Below are 19,740 nucleotides of genomic sequence, written 5' to 3'. Positions count from 1 at the left end.
GATTGAGTCAGTAAAATGAGCAGACAAGCAAAACGTAAGTTAAATCCAGAGTTAATTCCATGGCGATTATTCGTAGTGGTAGGCTTTGTTTTGCTTTTATTTACGGCCTTGATTGCTCGAGCGGCTTACATTCAGATTATTGAACCAGATAAATTGCGTCACGAAAGTGATATGCGAACCCTTCGTACCAGCAGTAACCAAGTACAACGTGGCTTAATCACTGACCGTAACGGCGAAATGCTTGCGGTGAGTGTGCCTGTGCGTGCAGTGTGGGCCGACCCTAAAGTGTCGCACGACAAAGAAGCATTTAAAGACATGCGCCGCTGGCAAGCCCTTGCAGATGTATTGCATTTACCTGTTGAAAGCATTGTAGGCAAAGTGCAGCGAGATCCTAAACGCCGCTTTATCTATTTAAAACGTCAAGTGACTCCTGCAGTTGCTGAATATATTAAGCAGCTAAAAATTGCTGGTATTTATTTAAAATCCGAATCTCGTCGTTACTATCCTGCTGGTGAAACTGCAGCGCAGTTAGTTGGCCTGACGAATATTGATGATGTCGGCATTGAAGGTATTGAAAATGCTTACGATAGCTGGCTTACAGGCACGCCATCTAAACAAAAAGTACGTAAATCTCGAGATGGTAAAGTCGTCCAACGTCTAGATATTGTTGAAGAGGGTGAAAGCTCAAATGATTTAGTGTTGAGTATTGACCAGCGAATTCAGCAACTTGCTTACCGTGAATTAAAACGCACAACAGAAATTAACCAAGCAACGTCAGGTTCAGTGGTGGTGCTTGATGTTCATACTGGTGAAGTGTTAGCGATGGTGAATACACCTTCTTACAATCCTAATTCTAGAGAAAACCTACAATCGTATCGAATGCGTAACCGTGCATTAACCGATACGTTTGAGCCTGGTTCAACAGTAAAACCGTTTGTGGTTGCTGCAGCATTAGAGGCTGGCACAATTGAACGTAATGATTTAATTAAAACCTCACCGGGCTGGATGCGAGTGGGTGGTCGTCAGGTACGTGACCCGATTAATTATGGCGACATGACTTTAGATAAAATCTTAGTGAAATCCAGTAACGTAGGTATCAGTAAGGTATCGCTATCTATGCCAGTGCAAGAGTTATTGGGTACATACCAGTCAATGGGGTTAGGTAATTATTCTGGCATTAATCTGGCGGGTGAAAGTGCCGGATTGATTCATGATCGTCGCCGCTGGTCTGATTTTGAAAGAGCCACTCTTTCATATGGTTACGGCTTAACCGCTACGCCACTACAGTTGGCACGAATGTATGCCACCCTAGGAAGCGGCGGTGTGCTTTATCCTGTTTCGGTATTAAAACTCAAGCAAGCCCCTCGTGGTGAGCAGGTTATTTCTGAGCAAACAGCCAAAGATGTCATGGAAATGATGCTGGGTGTGACTGAAAAGGGTGGCACTGCGACCCAGGCGCATATTGATGGTTATCCAATTGCAGGTAAAACAGGAACCAGTCGTAAATCAATTGCTGGTGGTTATGGTGATGATTATGTGTCGCTATTTGCTGGTGTCGCGCCAGTTCATAACCCTCGCTTAGCGATATCTATCGTGGTTAACGAGCCAAAAGGCGATCGTTACCATGGTGGTGATGTTGCAGGCCCAGCATTTGCAAAAATCATGTCTGGAGCATTACAGATGCTCAACGTAGAGCCATTGAATGAGAAAGAAAAAGTGGAATTAGCTGCCATTGCTAGGAGGGCTGAATAATGCTTCTTAGTGATTTGCTTGCTCCTTGGTTTCATTATGCCGGTCGTGAGATCGTGGCCTCGATGACATTAGATAGTCGTCACATTAACCCAGGCAGTTTGTTTGTTGCATTACCAGGCTATCAAGTTGATGGACGTCAATTTATTGATAAATCCATAGACTCTGGTGCGATAGGTGCGCTTATTCATACCGATAATCCGGATGAACATGGCAAAGTTGAACTTCATGATACTGGTGCAGTATTAGTCTACTTTTTTCAGTTAAGTCGTCAGTTATCGGCAGTCGCAGCACAGCTTTACCCGGTTCAAGGGCAAGCAATGTCAATTATTGGCGTAACTGGAACAAATGGTAAAACATCAGTTAGTCAGCTAATTGCTCAGCTTGTTACCCTCAAACAGCAAAAAGCTGCGGTGATGGGGACACTAGGCAACGGTGTGTGGGGACAGTTAGTTGATAGCGGTAATACCACGGCTGATGCGATAACGATAATTGAGCAAATTAGTGCTTTTCAGCAGCAAAATGTGTCAGCGTGTGCCATTGAAGTATCTAGTCATGGGCTGGTACAAGGCCGAGTGGAGGCCGTTCCTTTTGATACGGCAGTGTTTACTAATCTTAGCCGTGACCATTTAGATTATCATGGTGACATGGATGCGTACGGCGCAGCCAAAAAGCGTTTATTCACATTTCCATGTGTTAAGCATGGTTTACTCAACTTAGACGATGCCGTTGGATCGCAATGGTATGCTGAATTCGATTCCCAAACTATGTTTGGCTTTAGTACAAAAGCACCTGTGACTTCACAAGATATTGAAACGCAGCAATTAGCGCGGTTTTATACGGATAATATGCAGTTTAATGATGCAGGTGTTAGTTGCGACTTTTATTACCCTTCAAATGTCAATGATCAGCAATCAGAATTAATTAAAGCCAAGTTAACATCGCCACTGCTTGGTGATTTTAACTTATCAAATCTTGTTGCAGCAATAAGCGCGCTTTTCTTACAGCAATCTAGCCCTAATCGTGACTCAATGAATGAGTTATTGGGGCTTGTGCCATTGCTCACCCCAGTAGCGGGTCGTATGGAGCGCTTTAATCAGCAAGATGGTCCAACTTTGGTCGTTGATTACGCTCATACACCAGATGCTATTGAGCAAGCGTTAAAAGCATTAAGAATCCATTGTCATGGTACTTTGTGGTGTGTTTTTGGTTGCGGTGGTGATAGAGATAAAGGTAAGCGACCATTAATGGCTCAAGCGGCTGAGCATTACGCAGATAAGGTCATGGTGACAAGTGATAATGCGCGTAGTGAAGACCCTATGACCATTATCAATGATGTTGTCGCTGGTCTAAATAAGCCCGAGCTTGCTTTGACAGAAATTGACAGGATCACAGCCATTAAGAAAGTCGCTAAATTAGCGAAAGCAGGTGACCTTGTTTTGCTAGCAGGTAAGGGGCATGAGACTTATCAAGAAGTGTCGGGTAAAAGAATTGATTATGATGAGCGTGCGCTAGCTATGCAATTAACGGGCTGTGACACTATGACCAGTGTTAGCGAACAAAAGGGGCGCCTATGATCCCTATTCAATTATCCGACTTAGCACGTGAGTTAAATGCCACGTTAGTCGGCGCTGACATAGAAATTAATGATGTCACAAGCGATAGCCGTAAAATGGCTGAAAGCAGTTTATTTGTTGCATTAAAAGGCCTGCGTTTTGATGGGCATCAATTTGCGCCAACCGCGATTGAAAATGGTGCGCAAGCGTTATTAGTCGAGCATGAACTTGCTGTTAATGTACCTCAATTAATTGTGAGTAACACGCAAAAGGCAATGGGCGCTATCGGTGCGTATGTTCGTCAACAAGTGTCGCCAATTGCGGTAGCATTAACTGGGTCAAATGGTAAAACGACTGTGAAAGAAATGGTTGCGACGATTTTATCGCAGCACCATAACGTGCTTTACACTGCGGGAAATTTTAATAATGAAATTGGTGTGCCGTTAACCTTACTCAGATTAGAGCATCAACATGAATTTGGTGTGTTTGAGTTAGGGGCAAATCATCTGGGTGAAATTAATTATACTTCATCTTTAGTGACGCCTCAGGTGGCGTTAGTCAATAATGTTGGCCGTGCTCACCTTGAAGGTTTTGGCTCGATTGAAGGTGTTGCTAAGGCCAAGTCTGAAATCTTCAATCATTTGCAAAAAGATGGCGTAGCAATCATAAATGCTGACGATCAATTCTCACCATTTATGATGGATAAAACTGCCGAATTTACGCAACTTAAGTTTTCGATATCAGCAGAGAATGAAGCTGATATTAAGGCGTTAGATATCGTCGCTGATAACAGCGGATGTTATCAATTTAGCTTAGAGTACCTTGGAAAATCACACCTTGTACATCTTCCATTAGCAGGCTTGCACCAAGTCAGTAATGCTTTAGCTGCTACCGCTATTTGTATTGCGCTTAACATCCCCGTTTCTGACATTGTGACAGGGCTCAGCCTGTTGTCACCAGTGAAAGGGAGAATGGTGCCGCATAACTTAGGCAGAGTATTATTAGTTGATGATAGTTATAACGCTAACCCAACTTCTGTCGATGCCGCAATGAATTGGCTTAAACAAACTCGAGGTTTTCAGTGTTTAGTGCTGGGAGATTTAGGTGAATTAGGTGACAATAGCGCCCTTTTGCATGCGGAAGTTGGTAAACAGGCCAAAAAAGCTGACATCGATGCCTTGTTTTGTTGTGGTCAACTGACTGAATCAACAAGTAAAGCGTTTGGAAGCGAGCATTATGAGGATAATAAATCCTTAGCAAAAGCGTTAATTGAAAAAATAAATCAGTTACCTGGTGAGGTAACCATTTTAGTAAAAGGTTCTCGAAGTGCAGCGATGGAAACTGTAGTCGAAGAGTTGTTAGAAGCCAATAGGCGTGGGGAGTTTGTTTAGATGCTGGCTTATTTAGCTGAGTATTTAACCCAGTTTTACAGTGGGTTTAATGTTTTTTCATATGTGACTTTTAGAGCCATTCTTGGCCTGATGACAGGTCTTATCTTTAGTTTATGGTTTGGTCCGAAACTGATTGAGCGATTGCAGTTGATGCAAATTGGTCAAGTTGTCAGAAATGATGGCCCTGAATCACATTTTAGTAAGCGTGGAACACCTACAATGGGTGGTTTACTGATACTTGCTGGTATTTTTGTCAGTGTTTTACTTTGGGGTGACCTATCGAATCGATACGTCATTGTCATGTTATTTGTACTTGGAACATTTGGCGGTATTGGCTTTCTTGATGACTATTTAAAAGTAGTTAAAAAGGATTCCAAAGGTCTTATTGCACGTTGGAAATATGCTTCGCAATCTATCGCAGCCTTGGTAGTCGCGTTTTATTTGTATAGCTCGGCATCAATTCCTGGTGAAACGCAATTAGTTGTCCCGTTTTTTAAAGATGTAATGCCGCAACTTGGTCTGCTTTATATCGTGTTGGTGTACTTCACGATTGTTGGGGCGAGTAATGCCGTTAACTTAACAGATGGACTTGATGGTTTAGCAATCATGCCAACAGTGATGGTAGCAGGCGCTTTTGCACTGATTGCTTACTTATCTGGCCACGCGCAATTTGCTAATTATTTACATATTCCACATTTACCCGATGCGGGTGAGCTGGTGATTGTATGTACGGCCATTGTTGGAGCAGGTTTAGGTTTTTTATGGTTTAACACATACCCTGCACAAGTTTTTATGGGCGACGTTGGCTCGTTAGCGCTAGGCGCAGGCTTAGGTGCTATTGCGGTCTTAGTGCGACAAGAAGTGTTATTGGTGATCATGGGCGGTGTTTTCGTGATGGAAACTGTGTCGGTGATTTTACAAGTTGGTTCATACAAATTGCGCGGACAACGTATATTCAGAATGGCGCCAATTCACCATCATTACGAATTAAAAGGTTGGCCAGAGCCAAGAGTGATCGTTCGCTTTTGGATTATTTCATTGTTCCTAGTCATGCTAGGACTGGCAACCCTTAAGTTAAGGTAGTTAGCAATGCAATCAAGCTATTCACATATTGTTTTGGGACTTGGGGCGACAGGGTTATCTGTGGTTCGTTATTTGATGTCTCAAGGCATTACACCATTGGTGATGGATAGTAGGCGTACACCACCAGGTCAAGATACGTTAGCGCAGGAGTTTCCTGATGTTGAGTTATTAACCGGTGGCTTTGTTTGCCGATACTTAGTGCAAGCTAAGCAAATTATTGTGAGTCCGGGTATTCCTATCGACACGCCTGAAATCCGTGCTGCTATGGATATGGGAATTGAGGTTATAGGTGATGTTGAGCTATTCGCTCAAGCAATAGCAGATAGACCGCCTTGTGTTGTCGCTATTACTGGTTCAAACGGTAAAACAACAGTGACTACCTTAGTGTATGACATGCTCAATGCTGCAGGTAAAAAAGTCGCAGTTGGTGGCAATATTGGTATTCCTGTTTTGGATTTACTGGCTACAGATGCTGAGTTCTTTGTACTAGAGCTATCAAGCTTTCAGCTAGAAACAACCCATAGCTTGCAATGCATTGCAGCGACTTGTTTGAATATCAGTGAAGATCATATGGACAGATATCACGATATTCATTCATATCGCGCCGCTAAGCTGCGCTTATATCAGCAAAGCCGCTTCGTGATGTTTAATCGTGATGATGAGTTAACGTACCCAGATGAGCCAACAAACCAAAATACGTTTGGTTTAAGTGTACCTGAAGGTGACGAATGGGGCTTAGCTGACGGCAAAATCTTGCATGGTGAAAGTGAGATTATGAATTTGCATGAGGTGAGCTTAATTGGTAGCCACAATCAGGCAAATTTACTGGCGGCGATGGCATTGGCTGATGCCTGCGGTATTGATAAGAATGTGATGATCGAGATTGCCTCACATTTCAGTGGGCTTGCGCACCGTTGTGAATTAGTCGGGTTGAAACAAGGTGTCACTTACATTAATGACTCAAAAGCCACCAATGTTGGTGCTACGGTTGCAGCCTTAAACGGACTAAGCGATCACTTGGGCGACCTCATTTTAATTGCTGGCGGTGAAGGCAAAGGTGCAGATTTTAAAGAGCTTGAAAAATCACTGACCAATGTTACTCAAGTGATTACCTTTGGCAAAGACGGAAGCAAAATTGCGCAGTTAAAAGCTGACAGTATTGAAGTGAATAACTTGGAAGAGGCCGTCGCGAAAGCTGTTGAGATCACTTTTTCTGGTGATATCGTGCTACTTTCGCCAGCTTGTGCAAGTACTGATATGTACAAGAACTTCATGGATAGAGGTGATCACTTTAAACAATTAGTGGAGCAGATTGAAGATGGCGAGGGGTGAGCAACAACTTAGCTTATTCCAACAAGTCCTAAAAAGGCCTTGGGCAAACATTCTGTCTGAAACTACACCCAGTGATCAGCTTTATGACCGTAGTTTATTTTTAGCTGTTGCAGGGTTAATTACATTTGGCTTTGTGATGGTGATGTCAGCGTCTATGCCTGAAGCGCAGAAACTGACAGAGAACCCGTTTCATTTTATATATCGCCACGTAGCGTATTTAATGGGATGTGGTGTGATCGCTTATGCCGTACTCAATATTGAGCTGAAGTTTTGGGAGCGTTACAGCGCATATTTAGTGTTGTTGGTGTTGCTATTACTGGTAGCGGTATTAGTGGTGGGAACCACTGTAAATGGGGCTACCCGCTGGTTAGCGATTGGGCCAGTGAGAATACAGGTCGCTGAGATAGCCAAGTTTGTTTTTATTATTTACATGGCGGGGTATTTAGTTCGCCGTCATGGTGAGTTAAGAGAAAACAGTAAGGGGTTCTATAAACCTATTTTTGTCTTTTTACTGTTTGCTTTTTTGATTCTTGCTCAACCAGATTTAGGTACTGTCGTCGTACTTTTCGTCTGTACTGTCAGCCTGTTATTTTTGGCAGGAGCACGAATCATGGACTTTTTGGTACTGATATTTCTCGGTATCGCCATGTTTGTTTTTTTAGTGGTATTTGAGCCTTATCGAATGCGACGGGTGACGTCATTTTTAGACCCATGGGAAGATCCCTTTGGGAGTGGTTACCAGCTAACTCAGTCACTGATGGCTTATGGTCGTGGTGATATTTTTGGGCAAGGTTTGGGTAACAGTATTCAAAAACTGTCGTATTTACCTGAGGCACATACAGATTTTATCTTTGCTGTTATTGGTGAAGAACTTGGTTTTGTTGGTATTGTTTGCGTATTAACTGTGCTGTTTTTTGTATCGTTTAGAGCGATCCGATTAGGTAATTTGTGTTTGAGTATTCAGCGCCCATTCGAGAGTTATTTAGCATATGGCATAGGTATATGGATTTGTTTTCAGACAGTGGTCAATGTGGGGGCCAGTATTGGTATGTTGCCCACTAAAGGTCTGACGCTGCCCTTTATTAGTTATGGCGGTAGTAGTTTATGGGTCATGACGGCAGCGGTAATGTTACTGATACGAATTGATCATGAACGGCGGTTAAGTTTAACGCAAGCGGTGCAAGGGAGAGTAAAAAAGTGAGCCCTAATATGACTGATGCACCTAAATTATTGGTGATGGCTGGCGGCACGGGCGGACATGTATTCCCGGCGTTAGCAGTTGCAAAAGAATTAGCCAAAAAAGGTTGGCAAGTACGCTGGTTAGGTACGGCTGACAGAATGGAAGCAAGGCTGGTTCCTCAACATGGATTCGATATTGAGTTTATTGATATCAAAGGTGTGCGAGGAAATGGAATAGTAAGAAAATTGGCTGCACCATTTAAAATTATACGTTCAATATTACAGGCTAAAGCGTTCATTAATGAATATCAGCCAGACGTGATTTTAGGCATGGGTGGTTTTGCCAGTGGCCCAGGTGGTGTGGCGGCAAAATTGGCAGGCGTGCCTTTAGTATTACATGAGCAAAATGCAATTCCGGGCATGACTAATAAGTTGTTATCTCGCATTGCTAACAAGGTACTTTGTGCATTTCCGAATACCTTTTTACCGGCAACCAATGCAGAAGTCGTTGGTAATCCAATTAGACAAGAGTTAATAGAGCTCGGTCAAAAAGAGAAAGTATGTGATGACGAAGCCTTAAAGGTGTTAGTTGTTGGTGGCAGTTTAGGCGCAAAAATATTTAACGATGTCATGCCGGATGTGGTTGGGCAATTAAGTCAACAGCATTCAATTACCGTGTGGCATCAAGTAGGTAAAGGAAACCAACCTACTGTTAATAGTCACTATCAGGACAAAGGCCAAGCAGCCAATGTCAATGTGGCAGAATTTATCGATGACATGGAAGCCGCATATCGCTGGGCAGATGTTGTTGTTTGTCGTTCAGGTGCATTAACAGTATCTGAATTAGCCGCTGTAGGACGGGCAAGTATTTTAGTGCCTTACCCTCATGCTGTAGACGATCATCAAACTATCAATGCTTCAGTATTAGTAGAGGCTGGTGCGGCAATTTTATTGCCGCAAACCATAGTAAACGCAGATAATTTAGCTGAGAAGTTAACTCTTTTCGCTGAAAAAAGGCATGTTGTATTAGAGATGGCTCAGCAAGCAAGAAGCGTTGCTGTTTTAGATGCCACCCAACGTGTTGCAGGTATTTGTGCTGAATTAGCACGAAAGGATTGAAATGACAAAAACAGAAAAGTACGCCCAATTACGTAGCATGATCCCTGAGATGAGACGGATTAAGAAAATCCACTTTGTCGGAATAGGTGGTGCAGGCATGGGTGGGATAGCTGAAGTATTAGTAAATGAAGGCTATCAGATCAGCGGCTCAGATATTGCTGTTAATAGTGTGACTGAAAGGCTAGAAAGTTTAGGGGCAAAAATCATCATTGGCCATCAGGCTGCAAGCGTTACAGATGTTGATGTTGTGGTCGTTTCAACGGCAATTGATAAGCAAAACCCTGAAATCATTGCAGCAAAAGAGCGCCGTATTCCGATTGTCCGTCGTGCTGAGATGTTGGCTGAATTAATGCGTTACCGTCATGGCGTTGCAATTGCTGGCACCCATGGTAAAACAACGACGACAAGCTTGATTGCCAGTGTTTACGGTCAAGCTGAACGTGATCCAACATTTGTTATTGGTGGATTGCTCAATAGTGCAGGAACCAATGCACGTTTAGGGACAAGTCGTTATTTGATAGCAGAAGCCGATGAAAGTGATGCAAGCTTTTTGCATTTACAGCCTATGGTCAGTGTTATTACAAACATTGAAGCTGATCATATGGACACTTATGGTGGTGATTTTGAGAAGCTAAAGACGACCTTTGTCGACTTTTTACATAACTTGCCGTTCTATGGTGTTGCTGTGATGTGTATTGATGATGAAGTCATTCAAGAAATCATGCCAAGAGTCGGTAGACAAGTCGTGACATATGGTTTTAGTGATATTGCTGATGTACAAGCATTGGATTTCAAGCAAGTTGGCCATCAGTCGCAATTTAACGTACGCCGAACGGGTCGTGAAGATTTAGCTATAGTGTTAAACCTTCCTGGCGAGCACAATGTGTTGAATGCACTGGCAGCGATTGCAGTTGCTACTGAAGATGATATCGATGACGAAGCTATTGTTGCAGCACTTGCAGAATTTGAAGGGATCGGAAGACGCTTTCAGCATTTAGGTGAGTTTGATACAGCAAACGGTAAGGTGATGTTGGTTGATGATTATGGTCATCACCCAAGTGAGGTACTTGCAACGATCAAGGCGGCTAGAGCTGGTTGGCCTGATAAGCGCTTAGTGATGGCATATCAGCCACATCGATATAGTCGTACCCGTGATTTGTACGAAGATTTCGTTGAAGTATTATCTCAAGTTGATGGCTTGCTGTTACTTGATGTATACGCAGCGGGTGAAAGTGCCATCCCTGGAGCAGACGGCAGAGCATTATGTCGCTCAATCAGATTGCGTGGGCAAGTTGATCCAATATTTGTCGCATCGCCTGAGTTACTTGCTGATGTATTGCCTGACGTTTTACAAGAGGGCGACTTATTGCTGACTCAAGGCGCTGGTAATATTGGTGCACTATCCAAAATGCTTGCATCATCTAATTTAGGTTTTGATGAGTCGAACAAAGAAAGTGTTGATTGATTATTGAACGATAACTGTTTGTAAATAGAAGCTTTAATACAGTCAGCATGCTAGATATAATGGTGAATTGCCAAATGAAAGTGACCAGATACAGTTGGGAGTTACAGTAATCGTGGCGTGGAGTGATAAAGCTCGCCAATTAAAAGGCCATTTGAGTCAAGTCAATTGGTACTTATATACCGGATTACTGTTTTTACTGACAGTGCTGCTGACTATCGTGTGGGCTGGCTTAAAGCTGAATGTATTATTGAACGATGCAGATGCATTGCCTATTGATGCTGTAGCGATTAAAGGTGAGCGAATTTATACCACAGATGCAGAGATTCAAGCTGCATTACAAGCATTAATGCAGCGCAGTTTTTTTAGTGCTGATGTGGTTGAAGTGCAGCTAGCGCTAGAAGCATTACCTTGGGTACATCATGCGTCAGTGAGACGTGAATGGCCGGCAAAATTGAAGGTGACATTACAAGAGCAACAGGCCGTAGCACACTGGAATGGTGATGATTGGCTTAATGTTCATGGTGATGTGTTTATTGCGCAATCACATGAAAGTATCGCAGCATTACCAATGCTTTCTGGCCCAGAAGACATGTCTTCTGAAGTGTTAACGAGTTATCAGCAATTGGCTGATTTATTGAGTATTAATGGTTTTAAGCTTGCGAGTTTAAGTTTAAGCCCACGGCATGCATGGCATGCGACATTGGATAACGGCATCCTTCTTGAATTAGGTCGAGAAGATAAGATGTCGAGAATACAAAGATTTATAAATGTTTATCCTGAAATAACAAAAAATGACAAGCCAATAGCAACCATTGATTTACGCTATGACACGGGTGTTGCCGTTGGCTGGGACGATACTAACACAGAGAGTCGACACTAAATGACCAAGAATCAGGAAAGAAATCTTATCGTAGGCTTAGACATTGGCACGTCTAAAGTCGCAGTGATCATTGGTGAAGTGCTACCCGATGGTGAGATAAGTGTGGTCGGTTTAGGTAACCATCCTTCACGTGGCATGGATAAAGGTGGTGTGAATGATTTGGACTCTATTGTAAAAAGTGTTCAACGTGCACTTGACCAAGCTGAACTAATGGCTGACTGCCAAGTATCATCAGTCTATTTAAGCATTTCAGGCAAGCACATCGCCTGCCAAAATGAAAATGGCATGGTGTCAATTAATGATGAAGAAGTAACGCAAGAAGATGTGGACAATGTGATTCACACCGCTCGCTCAGTTAAGATCCCAACAGAGAGAAGGATCTTACATGTGTTACCGCAAGAATATTCTATCGATGTGCAAGATGGTATTAAGAGCCCAATTGGCATGTCAGGTATGCGCATGGAAGCAAAAGCCCATATTGTGACTTGTGCAAACGACATGGCAAAGAACATCACCAAGAGTGTTGAGCGTTGCGGCTTAACAGTAGATGACTTAGTTTTTTCAGGTATTGCTTCCGCTGATTCTGTTTTAACTAATGACGAAAAAGATTTGGGTGTATGTATTGTCGATATTGGTGGCGGAACGACTGATATCGCGGTTTATACCAATGGTGCATTACGACATTGTGCTGTGATTTCTGTAGCCGGTAACCAAGTAACGAGTGATATTGCGAAAATTTTTAGAACGCCATTAACTCATGCCGAGCAAATTAAAGTGCAATTTGCTAGTGCACGAAGTTCAATGGTGAGCCGTGAAGACAGTATTGAAGTTCCATCAGTGGGTGGTCGTCCTTCACGCAGTATGTCTCGTCATACGTTGGCTGAAGTCGTAGAACCAAGATACCAAGAATTATTTGAATTGGTATTAAAAGAATTAACTGACAGCGGTTTAGAAGATCAAATTGCTGCAGGGATTGTATTAACGGGCGGAACAGCTTCTATTACAGGTGCTGTTGATATTGCTGAAGCAACTTTCGGCATGCCAGTTAGGGTAGCGTCACCGCTACCAGTGAAAGGCTTAAATGAATATGTTGATCAACCTATTTACTCAACAGGAATAGGTTTGCTTCATTATGGCGCCAGACGCGTTATCGAACGTCAGTTCGAACGTCCTGAGCGTCAAGGGGTTACCAGTCTTTTGAATCGGGTCAAAAGCTGGTTTAAGGGTGAATTTTAATAACGCAGGCAAACGGAGATCAGACAATGTTTGAGATCATGGACACTCATAATGACGAGGCGGTGATTAAGGTCATCGGCGTCGGTGGTGGCGGCGGAAACGCTGTCGAACATATGGTTAAACACAGCATCGAAGGTGTTGAGTTTATTGTAACGAATACGGATGCTCAGGCATTACGCAAATCAGGCGCTGGCTCAACAATTCAATTAGGACGTGATGTCACTAAAGGATTAGGTGCTGGAGCGAACCCTGATGTGGGTCGCCAAGCTGCAGTTGAAGATAAAGAAAACATCCGCGCTGCGATTAAAGGCTCTGACATGGTCTTCATTGCTGCAGGTATGGGTGGCGGAACGGGTACTGGTGCTGCACCAGTCGTTGCAGAAATCGCTCGCGAAGAAGGCATTTTAACAGTAGCGGTAGTTACCAAGCCGTTTCCGTTTGAAGGCAAAAAGCGCATGACGTTTGCTGATCAAGGCATTGCGGAGCTTGCAAAACATGTTGACTCATTGATCACAATTCCGAATGAGAAATTGTTGAAAGTCTTGGGCCGTGGAACGTCATTGCTAGACGCTTTCGCTGCGGCAAACAATGTTTTATTAGGCGCAGTGCAAGGTATTGCTGAACTAATTACGCGTCCTGGTCTAATTAACGTGGATTTCGCCGATGTGAAAACCGTGATGTCAGAAATGGGTAATGCCATGATGGGCACAGGTGTTGCCACTGGTGATGATCGTGCAGAAGAAGCTGCAGAAGCTGCTGTTGCAAGTCCTTTACTAGAAGATATTGATCTAGCTGGCGCCCGTGGCGTATTGGTCAACATTACAGCCGGTATGGATATCAGTATTGAAGAGCTTGAGACTGTGGGTAACCACGTAAAAGCATACGCTTCTGATAATGCGACAGTGGTTGTTGGTGCAGTTATTGATCCAGAAATGAGCGAAGAGTTACGTGTAACAGTTGTTGCTACAGGAATCGGCGCAGAGAAAAAGCCTGATATTCAATTAGTGACTAAGCCTGTTGCTCGTCCAGAGCCTGCACCGGTTATTGAGCCTAAAGTTGAACCAGCAGAAGAGCCAGTACCAGCCGCTAGCTATGTAGCGCCTACTGGAAATGCGGTTCCAGCACAGCAACCTGCGGCGCAACCTGCAACGCGTGCTGACGGTGATTACTTAGATATTCCAGCATTTTTACGTAAGCAAGCTGATTAATTGTTGAAAGTAAAACTGAAAATCTAAAAACGCTAAGATGTTGATAAAATGTTACTTGTGTAAGTAGAGGCGTAGAAAAACACAGTAAAGGAGTCTTTTTTGTGAAAAGACAATTTTATGGTAGTATATCGCCTCAGCTTACTGGGTAAACTCAGTAAAAGCAGTGCAATAATGTTTATTAATAAGTGATTAAAACGGGTAACTGAATGATTTTTCAAAGAACTGTTCAAAAAATGGTGAAGAGTACTGGTGTCGGATTGCATTCCGGCAACAAGGTAACTCTGTGCATTATGCCCGCACCTGTTAACACTGGTATCGTACTAAGACGTACAGATTTAACGCCTGCAGTGGAAATTCCTGCTAAGGCAAATCTTGTTCGTGAAACAACAATGTGTACGGCATTGGTTAATGACGAAGGTGTTCGCATTTCGACTATTGAACATTTATTCGCAGCGCTTGCAGGCCTTGGCATAGATAACGCTGTTATCGAAGTTGATGCTCCTGAAATCCCGATTATGGATGGCAGTGCAAGCCCGTTTGTTTTTTTACTGCAAAGTGCAGGTATTAAAGAACAAGCAGCCGCTAAAAAATACATTAAGATCAATCAAACCATTCGTGTTGAAGATGGAGATAAATGGGCTGAATTAAAACCATTTAAAGGTTTTAGAGTTGATTTCAAAATTGACTTCAATCACCCAGAAATTTCGCGTAGTCAGCAACACATGGTGATGGATTTTTCAACATCTGCGTTTGTTAAAGATATTAGCCGAGCAAGAACGTTTGGCTTTATGCAAGATATTGAATACCTAAGAGCTAACAATTTAGCGTTAGGTGGCAGCATGGAAAATGCTGTAGTGCTTGATGAGTATCGTGTTCTTAACCCTGATGGTCTGCGATATGAAGACGAATTTGTTAAGCATAAGATTCTTGATGCGTTCGGTGACTTATATGTAGCAGGACATGCCATTGTTGGTGAGTTCTGTGCGTATAAAACTGGTCATGCTCTAAACAATCAATTGGTAAGAGCATTACTGGCACAACAAGAAGCTTGGGAGTTAGTCAGCTTTGAAAATGAAGTTGATGTACCACTTAGCTTTATGGTGCCGGGCGCTGTATCTTTAGCGTAAAGAGTTAAGATTGCCTATTACGGCTGGCTAATGCAGCCAGCCGTTTTAGTTTTTCACCAAGAGACCCTTCAACGTGATCAGCCAATGTTTGCAGATGCTCTGCAGCGACAGGGCTGATTTTTGCGTAATTAGTTGGTGCTTTACTTGGTGTTATTGCTAACCCTGGGTTGACTTTAACCTCTATTGCGGTAAGCATTGGAAGCGTCTCTTCCTGAAGTTGTTGCAGTAGTTTGGTCTTTTGGAAATTTATTCTAGCAGCCCATGCAGCCGAAGTAGTTTCAATAACAAGAACACCCTGACGAAGATTAGCGACTTTTAGCTGCTCACTAACAGGACCATTTAAACTCTGCTTTACGTAAGTATTTAGCTGGTTTAATAGCTCTGCTTTTTCAGCTAGTTCCGGTAATGTTCCCGATTGATGTAGTAATCTACTGAGATCTTGAGGGGGCTTTTTCATATGATAATAAGATGGCTGAGTTAGGCTATGAGTGTAACAGTTTTTATTCAAGGTCGAAATGGAGTAACACGTTGGCATCCTAGCAAACGTTGGTTGCTTCTACCTATCCTATTAGTGGCAGCAGGAACTGGTCTTTACCAGCAAAATGCTGATCGCTTTGCTGTACAGCAGACGAAAGTTGATGAAAATCAAAAGTTGCGTGAACAGCAAAAACAACAAGTTCTAGACCTCAAAAAAGCGACTGAAACTCAACTAAGTACATTAGTTGCTCACGTCGCACGCATGCAAGCTAATGTGACTCGTTTAGAGGCATTAGGCCAGCAAGTCGCCGAAAATAATTTACTTGAAGATCAATTTGATTTTACTGCTGACGTTGGTGTTGGTGGGTTAAGTGAAATCGGTGCAGGTGTTGAATTAAACCAACTGCTAGACGATATGTCGCAGCTGGCATCCAGAATTGATAATAATAATGTTCAGTTAGCACTACTTGAAACTGTGTCAACTAATCTCCATATAGATAAAGAACGTTATATATCAGGGCGACCAATTGTCAAAGGTTGGTTATCTTCGCCCTACGGTTTACGAAATGACCCTTTTAATGGTCGTAGAACAATGCATAAAGGCATTGATTTTGCGGGTAAAGAAGGAGGCGATGTTATCGCGACTGCTGCAGGCGTGGTGACATGGTCAGGAAATATGCTTGGTTATGGTGGGCTTGTCGAAATTGATCATGGAAATGGTCTTCGAACCCGCTATGGACACAATAAATCTATGTCAGTAAACGTAGGTGACGTCGTTGCCAAAGGCGATAAAATTGCCAGTATGGGTAGCACAGGCCGTTCAACCGGTCCCCACGTGCATTACGAAGTATTGCGAAACGGACAACAAATCGATCCTAGAAAGTTCGTTTATCGCAAGGCTAGTTAATAACATTTTCGGTTAAGTCGCTCAATTGAGCTCAACCTACAAGAGATAAGTGATTAAGATGTTAGGCAAATTACTGACAAAAGTATTCGGCAGTCGTAACGACCGTACCTTGAAAGGCCTTGGTAAAGTTGTAACTAAAATTAATGCATTAGAAGCTGAATATGAAAAGCTGACTGATGAAGAATTAAAAGCAAAAACGGACGAGTTCCGTCAGCGTATTGAAAATGGCGAAACGTTAGACGCAATTATGGCTGAAGCATTCGCAACAGTGCGTGAAGCCTCTAAACGTGTATTCGAAATGCGTCACTTCGATGTGCAGTTATTAGGTGGTATGGTGCTAGATAGTAACCGTATTGCTGAAATGAGAACAGGTGAAGGTAAAACATTAACCGCGACCTTGCCTGCTTATTTAAATGGCATTACAGGTAAAGGTGTTCACGTTATTACCGTGAATGATTACCTAGCAGCACGTGATGCAGAAAATAACCGACCTTTATTTGAATTCTTAGGTTTAACTGTTGGCATTAACGTGGCAGGTTTAGGTCAAGTCGAGAAAAAAGAAGCGTATAACTCAGATATTACTTACGGTACTAACAACGAGTTTGGTTTTGATTACCTTCGTGACAACATGGCATTTTCGCCTCAAGAACGTGTTCAGCGTCCATTACATTACGCCCTAATTGATGAAGTCGACTCAATCTTAATTGATGAAGCTCGTACGCCATTGATTATTTCAGGCGCAGCTGAAAATAGCTCTGAGTTGTACATAAAAGTTAATACACTTATTCCTAATCTTATCGTTCAAGAAAAAGAAGATACTGAAGATGAAATTGGTGAAGGTGATTTCAGTATTGATGAAAAGGCTAAGCAAGTTCACTTTACAGAACGTGGTCAAGAGAAAGTAGAAACTTTACTTATCGAGCTGGGTGTATTGGCTGAAGGTGATTCACTTTATTCAGCAGCTAACATCTCGTTGCTGCATCATGTAAACGCAGCGCTTCGTGCACACACTTTGTTCGAGCGTGATGTCGATTACATTGTTAAAGACGGCGAAGTTGTTATTGTTGATGAACATACTGGTCGTACAATGCCAGGACGTCGTTGGTCTGAAGGTTTACACCAAGCTGTAGAAGCTAAAGAAGGTGTTAATATTCAGAATGAAAACCAGACATTAGCATCTATCACATTCCAAAATTACTTCCGTCAATACGAGAAGTTAGCCGGTATGACAGGTACAGCTGATACTGAAGCATTTGAATTCCAACATATCTACGGGCTAGATACGGTTGTCGTTCCGACGAACAAGCCAATGATTCGTAATGATATGGCTGACTTGGTGTACTTAACAGCTGCTGAAAAGTACAACGCAATTATTGATGACATTAAAGGTTGTCGTGAGCGTGGTCAGCCAGTACTAGTTGGTACAGTATCAATTGAGCAATCTGAATTATTAGCAACGCTATTAAAGCAAGCTAAGATCCCGCACTCAGTATTGAATGCGAAGTTTCATGAAAAAGAAGCACAGATTGTTGCAGATGCGGGTAGTTCAGGCACGGTAACTATTGCTACTAATATGGCAGGTCGTGGTACCGATATCGTCTTAGGTGGTAACTGGAAGGTTCAAGTTGATGCATTAAAGAACCCTACAGATGATCAAATTGCTAAAATTAAAGCTGAATGGCAAGTTCGTCATGATGCAGTAATCGCTGCTGGCGGTTTACACATCTTAGGTACAGAACGTCACGAATCTCGTCGTATTGATAACCAATTACGTGGTCGTGCTGGTCGTCAAGGTGATGCAGGTTCTTCACGCTTCTACTTATCAATGGAAGATAGCTTAATGCGTATCTTTGCATCAGATAAAGTAACGGGCATGATGAAAAAACTAGGTATGGAAGAAGGCGAAGCCATCGAACATCCTTGGGTATCACGTGCTATTGAAAATGCACAACGCAAAGTAGAAGCACGTAACTTCGATATTCGTAAGCAATTACTTGAATATGACGATGTTGCTAATGACCAACGTCAAGTCGTTTACTCACAACGTAATGAGTTAATGGATGCAGAAAGTATCGAAGATACGATTTCAAATATCGAACAAGATGTAGTAAGCAGTGTGATTGATCAATATATTCCGCAACAATCTGTTGAAGAGCTTTGGGATGTTCCAGGCTTAGAGCAACGATTAGAACAAGAATATGGTTTAAAACTGACAATCCAACACTGGTTAGATACTGAAGATGATCTTCATGAAGAAACTTTACGTGAGCGTATCGTCAACAGTTGGAGCGATGCATACAAAGCCAAAGAAGAAATGGTTGGCTCACAAGTGCTTCGTCAATTTGAAAAAGCGGTAATGCTGCAAACTCTTGATGGTTTGTGGAAAGAGCATTTAGCGGCAATGGATCATTTACGTCAAGGTATCCACTTACGTGGTTATGCTCAAAAGAACCCTAAGCAAGAATATAAACGTGAATCGTTTGAATTGTTCCAGCAAATGCTTGAGTCACTCAAACAAGATGTGATTAGTGTCCTTTCAAAAGTTCAGGTACAAGCACAGTCTGATGTTGATGAAATGGAACAGCGTCGCCGTGAAGAAGAAGCTAAGATCCAACGTGATTATCAACACGCTGCTTCAGAAGCGTTAACTGACAACAGTGAAGCAGAAGCGGCGATGCCAAGAACGGTAATCCGTGATGGTGAGAAAGTTGGTCGCAATGATCCTTGCCCTTGTGGTTCTGGTAAGAAGTACAAACAATGTCACGGTAAATTAAGCTAAACACGCTTTCTTTATATAGAACTAAAAAGCAGCTATTAATAGCTGCTTTTTTTATATCCTGATTTTAGGCTGAAAAAACACCATTCTTCTTGTATTTGTGGATAACTATGGGGGTAAATAGTGTGTAGCTTGTGGCTAATGAAAAACATGCAAAAAAATCATATTTTTTTGCAAAAAGCCCTTGCACGGTTTCATAATCTCCCTATAATGCGCATCCACTGACACGGCAAACCACGCAATAGCATGGTGTAG

General features: G+C 42.5%; 15 protein-coding genes. 14 read left to right on the top strand and 1 reads right to left on the bottom strand.

Annotation, left to right across the window (positions count from 1 at the left end):
• The first annotated feature begins 15 nt into the window (after positions 1-15).
• The 12 genes from J8L86_RS09300 (at position 16) to lpxC (ending at position 15,325) form a co-directional block, all read left to right on the top strand.
• Entirely contained in the window at positions 16-1,752 is a 1,737-nt protein-coding gene (locus tag J8L86_RS09300) for a penicillin-binding transpeptidase domain-containing protein (RefSeq protein ID WP_055025210.1), read from the top strand.
• The gene (gene murE / locus J8L86_RS09295; protein ID WP_211030268.1) at positions 1,749-3,326 is read left to right on the top strand and encodes a UDP-N-acetylmuramoyl-L-alanyl-D-glutamate--2,6-diaminopimelate ligase; all 1,578 of its coding nucleotides are present in this window, start codon (positions 1,749-1,751) and stop codon (positions 3,324-3,326) included. Before J8L86_RS09300 ends, murE begins: the two co-directional genes overlap by 4 nt.
• Positions 3,323-4,696, top strand: a complete 1,374-nt coding sequence (murF, locus tag J8L86_RS09290) for a UDP-N-acetylmuramoyl-tripeptide--D-alanyl-D-alanine ligase (RefSeq protein ID WP_065110085.1) — start codon at positions 3,323-3,325, stop codon at positions 4,694-4,696. Before murE ends, murF begins: the two co-directional genes overlap by 4 nt.
• Positions 4,697-5,779, top strand: a complete 1,083-nt coding sequence (gene mraY, locus J8L86_RS09285) for a phospho-N-acetylmuramoyl-pentapeptide-transferase (RefSeq protein ID WP_055025207.1) — start codon at positions 4,697-4,699, stop codon at positions 5,777-5,779.
• A gap of 6 nt (positions 5,780-5,785) precedes the next feature.
• Entirely contained in the window at positions 5,786-7,111 is a 1,326-nt protein-coding gene (gene murD / locus J8L86_RS09280) for a UDP-N-acetylmuramoyl-L-alanine--D-glutamate ligase (RefSeq protein ID WP_119968218.1), read from the top strand.
• Positions 7,098-8,312, top strand: a complete 1,215-nt coding sequence (ftsW, locus tag J8L86_RS09275; protein ID WP_055025205.1) for a cell division protein FtsW — start codon at positions 7,098-7,100, stop codon at positions 8,310-8,312. The genes murD and ftsW overlap by 14 nt, the downstream gene beginning before the upstream one ends.
• Before the next feature lie 8 nt (positions 8,313-8,320).
• Positions 8,321-9,409, top strand: a complete 1,089-nt coding sequence (gene murG, locus J8L86_RS09270) for an undecaprenyldiphospho-muramoylpentapeptide beta-N-acetylglucosaminyltransferase (RefSeq protein WP_055025296.1) — start codon at positions 8,321-8,323, stop codon at positions 9,407-9,409.
• A 1-nt stretch (position 9,410) separates the two neighbouring features.
• Positions 9,411-10,874 carry a UDP-N-acetylmuramate--L-alanine ligase gene (murC, locus tag J8L86_RS09265; RefSeq protein WP_065110083.1) on the top strand — a complete coding sequence of 488 codons (1,464 nt, stop codon included), beginning with the start codon at positions 9,411-9,413 and terminating at the stop codon, positions 10,872-10,874.
• Positions 10,875-11,025: 151 nt separating this feature from the next.
• Positions 11,026-11,754: a cell division protein FtsQ/DivIB gene (locus tag J8L86_RS09260; protein ID WP_055025295.1), complete on the top strand. Its 729-nt coding sequence runs from the start codon at positions 11,026-11,028 to the stop codon at positions 11,752-11,754.
• A complete protein-coding gene (gene ftsA / locus J8L86_RS09255) occupies positions 11,755-12,990 on the top strand; it encodes a cell division protein FtsA (protein WP_055025203.1) in 1,236 nt (411 codons plus the stop codon).
• Between the two features lie 26 nt (positions 12,991-13,016).
• On the top strand, positions 13,017-14,198 hold the full coding sequence (gene ftsZ, locus J8L86_RS09250) for a cell division protein FtsZ (RefSeq protein ID WP_055025202.1): 1,182 nt from the start codon (positions 13,017-13,019) through the stop codon (positions 14,196-14,198).
• A gap of 206 nt (positions 14,199-14,404) precedes the next feature.
• A complete protein-coding gene (gene lpxC, locus J8L86_RS09245) occupies positions 14,405-15,325 on the top strand; it encodes a UDP-3-O-acyl-N-acetylglucosamine deacetylase (RefSeq protein ID WP_055025201.1) in 921 nt (306 codons plus the stop codon).
• Positions 15,326-15,329: 4 nt separating this feature from the next.
• Here the strand turns inward: lpxC and J8L86_RS09240 are convergent, their stop codons facing one another.
• Complete coding sequence (locus tag J8L86_RS09240) at positions 15,330-15,782, bottom strand: DciA family protein (RefSeq protein ID WP_055025294.1); 453 nt, start codon at positions 15,780-15,782, stop codon at positions 15,330-15,332.
• Positions 15,783-15,809: 27 nt separating this feature from the next.
• Between J8L86_RS09240 and J8L86_RS09235 the strand changes: the two genes are divergently transcribed.
• Positions 15,810-16,709: a M23 family metallopeptidase gene (locus J8L86_RS09235; protein WP_211029988.1), complete on the top strand. Its 900-nt coding sequence runs from the start codon at positions 15,810-15,812 to the stop codon at positions 16,707-16,709.
• 58 nt (positions 16,710-16,767) lie between these two features.
• Positions 16,768-19,488, top strand: coding sequence for a preprotein translocase subunit SecA (gene secA, locus J8L86_RS09230; protein ID WP_065110082.1), 2,721 nt, complete (start codon positions 16,768-16,770; stop codon positions 19,486-19,488).
• Positions 19,489-19,740 lie beyond the last annotated feature (252 nt).

This window comes from Shewanella sp. MMG014 (genome assembly GCF_018100775.1).
GTDB classification, from domain to species: domain Bacteria; phylum Pseudomonadota; class Gammaproteobacteria; order Enterobacterales; family Shewanellaceae; genus Shewanella; species Shewanella japonica.
This window is presented reverse-complemented; position numbering and strand designations above follow the sequence as displayed.

Bases quoted from the DNA above. Each gene is read 5' to 3' on its own strand.
- J8L86_RS09300 (WP_055025210.1), top strand. From the start codon at position 16: ATGAGCAGACAAGCAAAACGTAAGTTAAATCCAGAGTTAATTCCATGG.
- murF (WP_065110085.1), top strand. From the start codon at position 3,323: ATGATCCCTATTCAATTATCCGACTTAGCACGTGAGTTAAATGCCACG.
- mraY (WP_055025207.1), top strand. From the start codon at position 4,697: ATGCTGGCTTATTTAGCTGAGTATTTAACCCAGTTTTACAGTGGGTTT.
- murD (WP_119968218.1), top strand. From the start codon at position 5,786: ATGCAATCAAGCTATTCACATATTGTTTTGGGACTTGGGGCGACAGGG.
- ftsW (WP_055025205.1), top strand. From the start codon at position 7,098: ATGGCGAGGGGTGAGCAACAACTTAGCTTATTCCAACAAGTCCTAAAA.
- murG (WP_055025296.1), top strand. From the start codon at position 8,321: ATGACTGATGCACCTAAATTATTGGTGATGGCTGGCGGCACGGGCGGA.
- murC (WP_065110083.1), top strand. From the start codon at position 9,411: ATGACAAAAACAGAAAAGTACGCCCAATTACGTAGCATGATCCCTGAG.
- ftsA (WP_055025203.1), top strand. From the start codon at position 11,755: ATGACCAAGAATCAGGAAAGAAATCTTATCGTAGGCTTAGACATTGGC.
- ftsZ (WP_055025202.1), top strand. From the start codon at position 13,017: ATGTTTGAGATCATGGACACTCATAATGACGAGGCGGTGATTAAGGTC.
- lpxC (WP_055025201.1), top strand. From the start codon at position 14,405: ATGATTTTTCAAAGAACTGTTCAAAAAATGGTGAAGAGTACTGGTGTC.
- J8L86_RS09240 (WP_055025294.1), bottom strand. From the start codon at position 15,782: ATGAAAAAGCCCCCTCAAGATCTCAGTAGATTACTACATCAATCGGGA.
- J8L86_RS09235 (WP_211029988.1), top strand. From the start codon at position 15,810: ATGAGTGTAACAGTTTTTATTCAAGGTCGAAATGGAGTAACACGTTGG.
- secA (WP_065110082.1), top strand. From the start codon at position 16,768: ATGTTAGGCAAATTACTGACAAAAGTATTCGGCAGTCGTAACGACCGT.